Below are 11,925 nucleotides of genomic sequence, written 5' to 3' on the forward strand. Positions count from 1 at the left end.
AAACGATTGCGTGAACTTTAAGACCAAAAAAACCCTAACTTACTGATACAACGTGATGAATTTGAATAATCAACTAAAGATAAATTTTTGAATGAGATAGCGACGATCACGCCGCTATTTTAAGATAATCAGGATAACGCGAGCAGTTTTTGTCTACGCCAAAACAGGAGTTTACGTTTCGCTGCTAACTTATGTGGTACATTTTGGTTACTCAATTTCTTTGCAATCACATTCGCTGCAATTTCAATGCTCAAACACATGACAAAATAGATAAAGGCAACAAATAGGAATACTTCAAGAGGATAAACCATTTCACGGTTATTAACTTGTGTTGCCAAAAATGATAGTTCCGCTACCCCGACAATATAAGCTAAAGAAGTATCTTTAATTAATGCTATCCATTGGTTGATAAACGACGGCACCATCATGCGTAAGGCCTGTGGTAAAACAATATAGAACAGCGATTGCCAGCGATTAAGCCCTAATGACATACCCGCTTGCCATTGCCCTTTACCTATCGCCAATATTCCTGCTTTCACTGCATGGGCTAAATAAGCAGAGGTGATCAATGCCAGCGCACAAACGACGGTAGTGATCCCGGGGATCTCCGTTCCCAGTAAAATGGGTAACAAGAAATAGGTCCAGAAGATCAGCATAATAACGGGAATAGCGCGGAAAAAGCCAAGAATAGCCGCGAAAACATTCATCCAAAAGCCGCGTAACATTGCCAATGCGATACCGGCTAAAGTACCTAAAATGATAGATGCGCCACCAGCAAGTATGCTAATAACCAGCGTCAAAGCCGCCCCTTCTAGTGGGCCATCAGGGTAAGCACCAAAAAGTAGGTATTGCCAATTTTGCTCGATAACTGAAAAGTCCATTTTATACCCCTTGCGCTAAATTACGCTGTTGACGCCACTGACCCCAAGCTTCCATCAATGCGATAATGGCAATATATAGCACCGTCGCAACGCCAAAGGCGGTGAAGGTTTTCAGTGTTTGACTATCGACTTGGCGAGAAACGTATGAAAGCTCAGCGACGCCAATCGCCATTGTCAGTGATGAATTTTTCACCACATTCATATATTGGCCAAGCAGCGGTGGCATGGCAATTTTTACGGCTTGTGGTAGAACGACTAATTTCATCGCTTGCCAAGATGTCAGCCCTAAAGCAAAAGCCGCATATTTTTGCCCTTGGCGTACACCACGAATACCCGCGCGCACTTCTTCTGCAATGAAAGGTACGGTATATAGGGTTAAACCCACAAATCCAGCTAAAAATTCAAACGATGGCCAACCAAGAGTCATCCCCAGTAATGTCACCGTATGAGGCGTATTCAGCCACTCCATCGCCGACGATGGCAAAATCTCACCTGAAGCAAAATACCAAAAAAACAACTGCACGAGCAAAGGTGTGTTACGAAAAATTGAAATATAGAGCGTCACTAACCAACGTAGCGGGGCTATTTGGCTGTCCTTTGCAGATGCAACGATGAAACCTAATAGCGTAGAGGCAATAATAGTACAAACCGAGATCCAGACTGTGAGTAAAAATCCATAGCCAAACCACTCAAGGTATTGGGGTGCCAGTAAGTTTGCAGACCAAAAGTCATCGCTAAAAAATTTCTCAAACATAATAAATACCTACTTCTTTCACACCAATACACTTAATACTTTAAGGTGCTAACGCCCATGCAACTTACAGTATGGCCTGTATAATCAAGAACCCCGCGACATTTGCGGGGTATCTATTTATCTAACCTTTCATCTCAATGTGTCACATCAACTAGCATTAAGTGAATACAACATCATGTTGATTGATTATGACTGAGGCTGTTGTTGGCTCAGCGGTGCAAATTTAAAATCACCACGAGGCTGTGCGGCTTTCGTTTCTGGACCAAACCAACGGTCATAGATTACTTGCGCTTTACCCTCTTTTTCCAATTTCAACAGAGTTTGATTTACGCTTTCCACCAAACGATCTTCACCTTTGTTTGTTGCCAGCGCTTGATACTCTTTTGTCAGACTAAATGGTGAGATTTCGAAATCTACTTTTACCTTTTCGGGTAAATTACCAAGCAAACCAACTAATTTCGCATCATCCTGAGTGATAGCTTGTACGTTACCATTACGTAGTGCTGCGAAGGCTTGCGGGGTGTCATCATAGGAAATGACTTTAGTATCAGGGAAACGCTCACGCAAAGTCACTTCCTGTACGGTGCCTTTGTCAGCGCCAATACGCAGTGGTTTGATATCATCTGGCGTTTTCAAAACACCTTTACGTGCGATAAATTTTTGGCCTGTCGCAAAATCAGGGATAGTAAAATCAACCTGTTTTGCACGCTCATCAGTGATGGTGAAGTTAGCACCAATCAAGTCAACTTTGCCTGAGCTTAGCAGAGGAATACGATTTGCAGGGTTCGTTGGACGCAATTCTAATTTAACACCTAAATCATCAGCGACTGCCTGGGCAATATCAATATCATAACCTGCTAATTTTTTAGTTTGTGGATCAATAAACCCAAACGGAGGATTACTATCAAAAACAGAAATACGAACAACTCCCGCCTTTTTAATATCATCTAATTTGTCCGCACTCGCGATATTCGCTGTCAGCGCCAGACCTGTAAGTAATACGGTAGTAAGAATACGAGCTTTCATTGAACACCTCAGACGGTAAGTTTTTGTAAATCGACCATCACAAGCTATCAATTAATGCTTAGCACCGGAAATAATATTAGATAATATATTTATAACCAAATGGAATAACAAAGATAATAAAAAAAGGGCAAAACCCACTGGGTGCCCTAAATATGGCTTACACCATATAGATCGCTTATTGAGCGAGAAGAAAACGAATCATTGAATAAGTGACTAATACTCTAAAAAACGCAGTTACAGCTCAAAGCATGGGGAGCTTCAACGTTTTTCAAAAAAATTGCATTACTCATGCTTTAAATAATTTAGCAGTATGAAACTAAGCCCTAGAAACATACATAAGTATGTGACTAGGGTTAGTGAATGAAGCCAACACTGCTATAGTACGAAATATGACAAGTATTCAATACGTTAAAAATACTCAAAATAATTTGAGTTGCAGCAAGGCGGCAAATGAAACTAAGCCCTAGAAGCATACACAAGTATGTGACTAGGGTTAGTGAATGAAGCCAACACCGCTGCGACTCAAAGTATGATGAGTTATTTACTCGTCAGCATCTTCTCTAAATTATCCCCACCCACATGACGGAAATCCTGCCCTTTAACATAATAGAAAATAAATTCACAAATATTTTGGCAGCGGTCACCGATACGCTCAATTGAGCGCGCACAAAATAACGCCGTTAAAACACTTGGGATCGTGCGTGGGTCTTCCATCATGTAAGTCATCAATTGACGAACAATACCTTCGTACTCTTGATCAACTTTTTCATCTTCACGATAAATACGGACAGCTTCTTCCACGTCCATACGTGCAAATGCATCTAATACATCATGAAGCATTTGTATCGTGTGACGCCCTAATGACTCTAAACTAATCAACAAGGGTTGATGTTGATGTGAGAATTTTTCCAATGCTGTCTGGCAAATTTTATCAGCAACATCACCAATTCTTTCTAGCTCGGCAATAGTTTTTGAAATCGCCATAATCAAACGCAAGTCGCTCGCCGTGGGCTGGCGCTTAGCAATGATTTTGATGCATTCTTCATCGATAGACACTTCCATCATATTGACTTTGTGATCGTTTTCGATAACTTCACGCGCTAGGGCTTCATCCTGATTATGCATTGCCGTGATAGCTTTGGTGAGTTGTTCTTCGACCAACCCTCCCATCGTCATCAACTCAGTATGGATATGTTCCAGTTCAGCATTGAACTGCCCAGATATATGTTTATTGTGATTCAGCGTATCCATCGTCGGCTCCATATCAACCGTAGCGGCCAGTAATATAATCTTCAGTTTGTTTCATTTCTGGGGTAGTAAACATTTTGTCGGTGTGATTAAACTCAATCAATTCACCGAGGTACATAAATGCAGTGTAATCAGAACAACGTGCTGCTTGTTGCATATTGTGGGTCACGATAACGACGGTGTATTCTGATTTTAATTCGCTAATTAATTCTTCAATTCGACCCGTTGAAATTGGGTCAAGCGCTGAGCAAGGCTCATCAAGCAATAAAACCTCAGGGCGAATGGCAATGCCACGCGCAATACATAAACGTTGTTGCTGACCACCTGATAAGCTATAACCACTTTGGTGTAACTTATCTTTGGTTTCGTTCCACAACGCAGCTTTCGTTAGCGCCCATTGCACACGCTCGTCCATATCAACACGAGACAATTTCTCAAATAAGCGAACACCAAAAGCGATGTTATCGTAAATAGACATTGGAAATGGCGTTGGCTTTTGGAATACCATACCAACCTGCGCACGCAATAATGCAATGTCTTGTTTATCAGTCAGAATATTTTGACCATCCAGTAAAATTTGCCCTTCTGCACGCTGCTCACCGTATAACTCGTACATTTTATTGAACGTACGCAGCAGTGTGGATTTACCGCAACCTGACGGGCCAATGAAGGCGGTGACTTTATTCTTTTCAATATCTAATGAGATATTTTTCAGTGCCTGAAACTTTCCATAGTAAAAGTTAAGGTCACGTACTTGAATCTTACAATTTTCAATTTCGTTTGCTTTGATCATGGCTACTTCTCTCTATAAATCTCTGTTCAATCCGGGGCTAGTGTTTTTTCTGTGCAAACACAACGCGTGCAATGATATTAATTAACAAAACGCATAAGGTGATAAGAAGCACCCCTGCCCATGCTAAATGCTGCCATTCTGAGAATGGACTCATCGCGAATTTAAAAATAGTCACAGGTAAGTTAGCAATCGGTTCGCTCATATCTGTACTCCAGAACTGATTAGACAGTGAAGTAAACAGTAGCGGCGCGGTTTCTCCCGCAATACGTGCGATTGCTAGCAAAATCCCCGTAATAATCCCGGATACAGATGCTTTTAACGTAATCGATAAAATCATTTTCCATTTTGGCGTACCTAGCGCATATGCAGCTTCACGCAGACTATCCGGTACTAACTTCAACATATTTTCAGTAGTACGGATAACGATCGGAATTTGCAATAACGCCAATGCAATAACACCCGCCCAACCAGAGAAGTGCTGCATTTGAGCCACCACAATGGTGTAAACAAACAGGCCAACCACAATAGAAGGGGCTGATAACAAAATGTCGTTAATAAAACGAGTTACTGAAGCAAGCCATGATTTACGACCATATTCAGCTAAATAAATACCCGCAAGAATACCGAGCGGTGTGCCAATGACTGTTGCCCATAAAATTAATAATCCACTACCGACGATAGCATTTGCAAGTCCACCACCCGGTGTGTTTGGTGGAGGCGTCATTTCGGTAAATAGATTAATGGACATTCCATCAATCCCTTTAGTTACTGTCGAAAATAAAATCCACACTAACCAAAACAGACCGAAAGCCATTGCTAGCATGGAGATAAATAACGCCATGCGGTTAATTTGACGACGCCATGCTTGGCGACGAGTACGTTCTTTTTGATTTACAACCATTGGCTGAGAGATTGACATACTAACGGCCCTCGCTCTTAGCAAGACGCATCACCATCAATTTGGATATTGCTAACACAATGAATGTAATGACAAACAGGATTAATCCAAGCTCCATCAATGCCGCGGTATGCACGCCACTTTCAGCTTCAGCAAATTCATTCGCCAACGCAGAGGTAATACTGTTGCCCGGCATAAATAATGAAAGGCTATCCAACTGGTAGGTATTACCAATTACAAAAGTAACCGCCATGGTTTCACCCAGTGCACGCCCAAGGCCTAACATCACACCGCCTATCACTCCATTTCGGGTGTACGGCAACACGATGTTCCAAATAACTTCCCATGTGGTACAGCCGATACCGTATGCAGATTCTTTCATCATGACCGGTGTTTGCTCAAACACGTCACGCATTACGGAGGCAATATAAGGAATGATCATAATAGCGAGGATAATTCCCGCAGCTAAAATACCAATACCAAAAGCAGGACCTGTGAATAATTCGCCTACAATCGGAATAGTCGACATCACATTGCCGACAGGTTCTTGGAAGTATTCAGCAAATAGAGGGGCAAACACAAAGAGTCCCCACATACCGTAAACGATACTTGGAATTGCAGCCAGAAGCTCAATAGCGATACCTAATGGGCGCTTTAACCAGTTAGGGGCAAGTTCAGTTAGAAACAGGGCAATACCAAAACTAACTGGTACCGCAATGATAAGCGCAATGAGTGATGTCACTATGGTGCCGTAGATAGGCACAAGTGCACCGAACTGCTCCGCTGGCGCATCCCACTCTTTTGTCCATAAAAACGAAAACCCAAATTTCTGCATACTCGGCCAAGATGCAAAAATAAGGGAAATAATAATACCGCCAAGCATTAACAGAGTGATTAGTGCAGCCATCTTTACTAGCGCACTAAAAATTACATCACCTGATTTGCTAGGGGCTTTAAATGCCGTTGTTTTTTCGGCCATGCGCTTTGTTCTCATTTCACACCTACGATATCATCAGTAGGATTTACAATTTTCATGACGTTTATATGCAAAATAATTCGAGCTGTATATCGGTAGCAAGTGAAGCTAACATCCAAACAACTCGAAATATGATGGATATAGAAAGTGGATGCTATTCCTCAGCACCCACCTGCCACTGCCAACCCGAGGCTCACTTTAGAACAGTGATTTACCTTGGCTATCTTTAACTTCTGTTTTCCATGCTGCACGAACTGCTGTTACGACTTCAGGTGGTAAAACTGCATAGTCGAGTGCTTCTGCTTGTTTGCCGCCTTTATCATAGGCCCAGTTGAAGAAATCGAGGACCGCTTTACCTTTCTCTGCATTAGCTTGTTCTTTGTGAACTAAAATAAATGTCGTTGATGTAATTGGCCATGCATTCGCACCGTCACGGTTAGTGAGGTCTTGAGCAAATGATTTAGACCAGTCAACTTTTTTCGCTGCTGCGCTAAAACTTGCACCTGTTGGTGATACAGCTTCGCCATCTGCTGAGATAAGCTTAGTATACGCAAGATTATTTTGTTTTGCGTAAGCATATTCAACATAACCGATTGAGCCTGGTAAACGTTGAACAAAGGCGGCTACGCCATCGTTACCTTTACCGCCAACACTTGTTTTTGACCAGTTAACAGTCGAACCAGCGCCAATCTCTTCTTTCCAGCTTGCACTTACCTTCGCTAAGTAGCTAGTGAATACGAAAGTTGTACCTGAACCATCTGAACGTCTAACAACCGCAATTGTTTGATCCGGCAGGCTAACGCTTGGGTTTAATTTAACGATTGCTGGGTCATTCCATTTGGTGATTTTGCCGAGATAAATATCACCGAGTGTTTTACCATCGAGGGTCAATTGACCTGATTCAATGCCTTTTACGTTTACAGCAAGAACCACGCCACCAATCACGGTAGGGAATTGGAATAAACCATCTTCTTTTAATTTTTCATCCGTCAATGGCGCATCTGATGCACCAAAATCAACGGTTTTTGCATTAATTTGTTTAACGCCACCAGAAGAACCGATCCCCTGATAGTTCACTTTATTACCTGTTTCTTTCTGATAAGAGTCAGCCCACTTCGCATAAACCGGAGCAGGGAATGTAGCACCAGCTCCTGTCAGGTTAGTAGCAGCAAAAGAAGACATTGCAGTCAAAGATAAAGTTGCTGCCATTACGCTTGTTAGGGTGGTACGCATCATTTTCATAATCCCTCCGGGGATGTAAGAAACAATCAAGTATTAAATTGTGGGTGAATGTCACGATAGGGAAAATAAGATAATTTGGTTGCAGCAACATGTCATATTTATGACAGTTTTATGACAGTTGATTTTTTCAATGTATTTATAGCGAGAAAAAACAGCGACACATAATGAAGATAACAATAAAACCAAATAGTTATATGAAAATAAAGGAATGGATATACGCTATAAAAAAAATGACACATTGTCATAAAAAATTTAAAAATGTTTTTTTTATAAAAAATAAACTCACATTAGCGAGTTTATTTTAGTGATAAATAGAATAAGCATTACGTTACCATAATTTCATACCTGTTTTATGCAGGCTAGGAGCAGTTATCTTGCTTGAAAGCTCGCTTATCATATCCTTTGTTACAGTTTCGACTTTTTTCTTTACTTGTTTTTCAGTTTCTATTTTTGCATTAATGACCATTTGTTCTTTTGAAGAAAAAATTGGTTTTACCTGCGAGTTTTTAGCCCGTTTTGCTTCGACCAACTCTGCTTTTATATATTTATCCCTGATTTGTTTAAACATAGGACTCTCTTCTAAACTTTTCGCAGAAAAAACAATCGATTCTTTATTTCTTTCAGGCGCAGGGGCTAATTTTTTTGATTTTAAAGATACGATGATATCTTCGGTTAACGCTTTAGCCGCATACTCAGGCTTATTACATTTTTTTCCTGCATCTTTAAACATTTGAAGTTTAGCCATTTCTTCAAATAAACCTGGAGCAATTTTACCTTTTGACGATTGACTTACCATAGTGCGCTTTCCTTCCGGTCTCTCTAAGGTAGCATCTTGGGATAACCTCAAAATTGGTGAAAGTAGTGATAGAGATAAAGGCATTGGCGGCGGAGGTGGCGTTGAAGATAACTTCGATTCAACCTGTTTTTTGGGTGAAATACCCACTACCTCAGTATGCTGATCACTCCAAGTCACTTTTTTCGATTTTTTTTCAGTTCTTGAAATAAAAACATCTTGAACATTAATCACCTTGTTCATTTTTACCAAGGCGACTTTTTTTTCACTATCTAATGGAAGGGTGCTTAATACTGTTACATTTTGAGACTTTTTAATGGCTCTAGCTAAATTATTAATAATCGACATAATATTGATCCTAATGATTTGATTGACCACTATTATCTAAGTAACTCAATCATCAGATCTTTCAGATAACGATTGTATTATTTATAGGATAAATATTTATTTTTACCGAATGAATAACTAGGAATGAATACAATTGGAGGATAACGACTATTGAGCAAATCGATAGGCGCAGTTAGATTTAGCTAACTGCTTTTTTTGAATTATTCTTCTTTCTCTTTCAATGGTAGGAGTGCGCGAATAGCAAATCCACCGCGCTCACTTTTATGAATTTCAATGTTTCCTTCGTGAGCATCAACAATACGGCGAATAATGGCAAGTCCCAAGCCTGTTCCTGTATTACTACGAGCTTTTTCACCTTGCACAAAAGGTTGGAATAAGCGTTGGATATCTTCTTCTTTGATTCCTATGCCATCATCTTCGACTTGGAACCAAACAGAGTCTTCATTTTTGCCGCTACTGACCTTAATCCAACCGTTACCATAACGATAAGCATTGACTATCATATTGGTAATCGCACGCTTAATGGCTAATGGATTACCATTAACCATCATCGAGCCAGATTCAAGTGAAGTTTCAATTTCACCAACAACGCTCATTTCAGACGTGACTGCTTCCATTAAAATAGCATTCAGGTCGCAGAACTCCATTTCCATCTCTTGCCCTGTTTTCAGGTAAGACATGAACTGACCAATAATCGCGTCACACTCTTCAATATCTTTATTTATCGATTCTGCCAAATAATTATCTTCTGGACTCATCATTTCTGTGGCGAGACGAATACGTGTCAATGGCGTTCTTAAATCATGGCTAACCCCTGCCATTAATACAGTTCGGTCATTTTCCAGTGTTTTAATACCGGTAGCCATATGATTAAATGAACGAATTGCAGCCCTAACCTCTGCGGCACCTTTTTCCTGCATTGGGGGTAAACTTGCCCCTTTACCCACCTCGCCCGCATGGTATTCCAATTCAAGCAGTGGTTTATTTTGATAACGGATATACAACCAAACACCCGCAAAAATGGTAAGGAAAATAGTCAGTGTATAGCGAAAAACGAGGGAGAATTGATTTTGACCGATCTCAGTCAAAGGCACTCGCACCCAAATATCGGGTGCAAGATAAGACGTCAGCCATAAAATCGGGTATTCACGACCAAGCTCAAGATGAACACTTGCTTTGCCGCCGAGATATTCCGACATATTTTTACTCAGAAAATCATATTCTTTTGCCCAATTCAATCCTTCTTCCATCGCGGCTGAATGTGCATAAAAAGTAATACCTAATTCATTATAGATTTTCTTGCGTAGAGCTGGAGATACTCGAACTGAGGTTCCATCTTGTAGAACCATTTTCTCTGTCATTAATGTTCTTACTTCGTAAGCCAGCACTTTATTGAATTGTTGTAAGCTAGGCATGACAACAAAATTCAACACGACCATATAGCTGGTCACAAGACTAGCAAACAATAAAGCAACAAATAAAAACAACGAGCGAGAAAATGTGCTACGTCGTGAGAACCTCAATCGCTTCATGCTTTACTACCATCCGGAACAAACACGTAGCCCAAACCCCAAACGGTTTGAATATAGCGAGGATGCGCAGGATCTTCCTCAACCATACGGCGTAAACGAGAGATTTGAACGTCGATAGAACGTTCCATAGCACTATATTCACGGCCTCGCGCTAAGCTCATCAGTTTATCACGAGATAATGGCTCTCTTGGGTAAGAAACCAAGACTTTTAAGACCGCAAATTCACCGCTCGTCAACGGCATGTTTTCTTCACCTTGGAACATTTCACGAGTACCAAGATTCAGTTTAAATTTACCGAACGTAATAACAGCATCATCCTGAGATGGCGCACCCGGTAATTCATTTGCTTGACGGCGTAGTACTGCTCGGATTCGAGCCAATAATTCACGAGGGTTGAAAGGCTTAGGTATATAGTCATCCGCACCGATTTCTAAACCAACGATACGGTCAACTTCTTCACCCTTAGCCGTTACCATAATGATAGGAATTGGGTTGTTTTGGCTGCGTAAGCGACGGCAAATAGATAATCCATCTTCGCCTGGTAACATCAAGTCTAATACGATCAAATGAATGGATTCTCGAGTCAAAATCCTATCCATTTGTTCTGCATTCGCAGCACTTCTTACCTGAAACCCTTGCTCAGAAAGGTAACGCTCCAGCAGTGCACGTAAACGCATGTCATCATCGACGACAAGAACCTTATAACTTTCCTGCATTGTGTAGCCCTCAAGATGTGCATCTTTAGAATTATTTTTCTATTGAATGTGAACATATATAATATTTATGCTCACTAATTTACCATTAACCTAAGATTTAATGAATCATTTTACACTTCATGCGGTTAGTGGCTTATAGCTTATTTCTAGAACAAAATAGGTAACTTGTCCACCTGGTGTGCTAACAGTGATTTCATCATCCACTTGTTTGCCTATCAGGGCTCGTGCTACAGGAGAATCTATCGAAATCCATTGTTTGGCTGGATCAAACTCATCCGCACCCACTAACCGGAATATTCTGATATTTTCATTTTTATCTTCTAGTTTAACCCATGCACCAAAAAACACACGCCCCTCTTGGCGAGGGTCGGGTTCAATAATCCTGAGTTGGTCTAGCCTTTTGGATAAAAAACGCACACGTCTATCAATTTCTCGCAGCCTTTTTTTACCATAAATGTATTCCGCATTTTCTGAACGATCGCCTTGAGCAGCCGCTTCAGTGACAGACTGAGTCACAATGGGGCGCTCTTCTTTCCAAAGATATTTTAATTCTTTATCAAGGGCATCCCAGCCATCACGTGTAATTAATAGACTTTTCGCCATAACCTTCAAATATGTATAAGTTGATCCGTTAATTATAATATTTTATACAAAATAATCTGCGACTTTCATACCAATAGAATTAAATTCATTCTGGAAATTCTCTCTACCACCAAGT

12 protein-coding genes are annotated in these 11,925 nt (G+C 40.7%); all 12 read right to left on the reverse strand.

All coding sequences use genetic code 11. The features are described from left to right. Positions 1 to 128 precede the first annotated feature (128 nt). Positions 129 to 881 carry an amino acid ABC transporter permease gene (locus tag AAZR93_RS15405; protein ID WP_336430718.1) on the reverse strand — a complete coding sequence of 251 codons (753 nt, stop codon included), beginning with the start codon at positions 879 to 881 and terminating at the stop codon, positions 129 to 131. A 1-nt stretch (position 882) separates the two neighbouring features. Then, the gene (locus AAZR93_RS15410; RefSeq protein WP_294107108.1) at positions 883 to 1,635 is read right to left on the reverse strand and encodes an amino acid ABC transporter permease; all 753 of its coding nucleotides are present in this window, start codon (positions 1,633 to 1,635) and stop codon (positions 883 to 885) included. Positions 1,636 to 1,821: 186 nt separating this feature from the next. Beyond that, positions 1,822 to 2,661 carry an ABC transporter substrate-binding protein gene (locus AAZR93_RS15415; RefSeq protein ID WP_294107107.1) on the reverse strand — a complete coding sequence of 280 codons (840 nt, stop codon included), beginning with the start codon at positions 2,659 to 2,661 and terminating at the stop codon, positions 1,822 to 1,824. 537 nt (positions 2,662 to 3,198) lie between these two features. Continuing rightward, positions 3,199 to 3,912 carry a phosphate signaling complex protein PhoU gene (phoU, locus tag AAZR93_RS15420; RefSeq protein WP_294107106.1) on the reverse strand — a complete coding sequence of 238 codons (714 nt, stop codon included), beginning with the start codon at positions 3,910 to 3,912 and terminating at the stop codon, positions 3,199 to 3,201. 13 nt (positions 3,913 to 3,925) lie between these two features. Beyond that, entirely contained in the window at positions 3,926 to 4,702 is a 777-nt protein-coding gene (pstB, locus tag AAZR93_RS15425) for a phosphate ABC transporter ATP-binding protein PstB (RefSeq protein WP_336430717.1), read from the reverse strand. Between the two features lie 37 nt (positions 4,703 to 4,739). Next, positions 4,740 to 5,621, reverse strand: a complete 882-nt coding sequence (gene pstA, locus AAZR93_RS15430) for a phosphate ABC transporter permease PstA (protein WP_294107104.1) — start codon at positions 5,619 to 5,621, stop codon at positions 4,740 to 4,742. A gap of 1 nt (position 5,622) precedes the next feature. After that, positions 5,623 to 6,579, reverse strand: coding sequence for a phosphate ABC transporter permease PstC (pstC, locus tag AAZR93_RS15435; protein ID WP_294107187.1), 957 nt, complete (start codon positions 6,577 to 6,579; stop codon positions 5,623 to 5,625). A 195-nt stretch (positions 6,580 to 6,774) separates the two neighbouring features. Beyond that, positions 6,775 to 7,818: a phosphate ABC transporter substrate-binding protein PstS gene (gene pstS, locus AAZR93_RS15440; protein ID WP_294107103.1), complete on the reverse strand. Its 1,044-nt coding sequence runs from the start codon at positions 7,816 to 7,818 to the stop codon at positions 6,775 to 6,777. A 328-nt stretch (positions 7,819 to 8,146) separates the two neighbouring features. Next, complete coding sequence (locus AAZR93_RS15445) at positions 8,147 to 8,959, reverse strand: hypothetical protein (protein WP_434720317.1); 813 nt, start codon at positions 8,957 to 8,959, stop codon at positions 8,147 to 8,149. A gap of 200 nt (positions 8,960 to 9,159) precedes the next feature. Further along, the gene (gene envZ, locus AAZR93_RS15450) at positions 9,160 to 10,491 is read right to left on the reverse strand and encodes a two-component system sensor histidine kinase EnvZ (protein ID WP_336430716.1); all 1,332 of its coding nucleotides are present in this window, start codon (positions 10,489 to 10,491) and stop codon (positions 9,160 to 9,162) included. Continuing rightward, entirely contained in the window at positions 10,488 to 11,207 is a 720-nt protein-coding gene (ompR, locus tag AAZR93_RS15455) for an osmolarity response regulator transcription factor OmpR (protein WP_336430715.1), read from the reverse strand. Before ompR ends, envZ begins: the two co-directional genes overlap by 4 nt. A 117-nt stretch (positions 11,208 to 11,324) precedes the next feature. Continuing rightward, a complete protein-coding gene (greB, locus tag AAZR93_RS15460; RefSeq protein ID WP_434720318.1) occupies positions 11,325 to 11,810 on the reverse strand; it encodes a transcription elongation factor GreB in 486 nt (161 codons plus the stop codon). Positions 11,811 to 11,925: the final 115 nt, after the last annotated feature.

Source organism: Providencia sp. Je.9.19, from assembly GCF_051129765.1.
In the GTDB taxonomy this organism is placed as follows: Bacteria; Pseudomonadota; Gammaproteobacteria; order Enterobacterales; family Enterobacteriaceae; genus Providencia.

Coding starts and splice junctions, on each gene's coding strand:
- AAZR93_RS15445 (WP_434720317.1), bottom strand. CDS start 8,959: ATGTCGATTATTAATAATTTAGCTAGAGCCATTAAAAAGTCTCAAAAT.
- AAZR93_RS15415 (WP_294107107.1), bottom strand. CDS start 2,661: ATGAAAGCTCGTATTCTTACTACCGTATTACTTACAGGTCTGGCGCTG.
- ompR (WP_336430715.1), bottom strand. CDS start 11,207: ATGCAGGAAAGTTATAAGGTTCTTGTCGTCGATGATGACATGCGTTTA.
- pstC (WP_294107187.1), bottom strand. CDS start 6,579: ATGGCCGAAAAAACAACGGCATTTAAAGCCCCTAGCAAATCAGGTGAT.
- AAZR93_RS15405 (WP_336430718.1), bottom strand. CDS start 881: ATGGACTTTTCAGTTATCGAGCAAAATTGGCAATACCTACTTTTTGGT.
- envZ (WP_336430716.1), bottom strand. CDS start 10,491: ATGAAGCGATTGAGGTTCTCACGACGTAGCACATTTTCTCGCTCGTTG.
- pstB (WP_336430717.1), bottom strand. CDS start 4,702: ATGATCAAAGCAAACGAAATTGAAAATTGTAAGATTCAAGTACGTGAC.
- pstS (WP_294107103.1), bottom strand. CDS start 7,818: ATGAAAATGATGCGTACCACCCTAACAAGCGTAATGGCAGCAACTTTA.
- greB (WP_434720318.1), bottom strand. CDS start 11,810: ATGGCGAAAAGTCTATTAATTACACGTGATGGCTGGGATGCCCTTGAT.
- pstA (WP_294107104.1), bottom strand. CDS start 5,621: ATGTCAATCTCTCAGCCAATGGTTGTAAATCAAAAAGAACGTACTCGT.
- AAZR93_RS15410 (WP_294107108.1), bottom strand. CDS start 1,635: ATGTTTGAGAAATTTTTTAGCGATGACTTTTGGTCTGCAAACTTACTG.
- phoU (WP_294107106.1), bottom strand. CDS start 3,912: ATGGATACGCTGAATCACAATAAACATATATCTGGGCAGTTCAATGCT.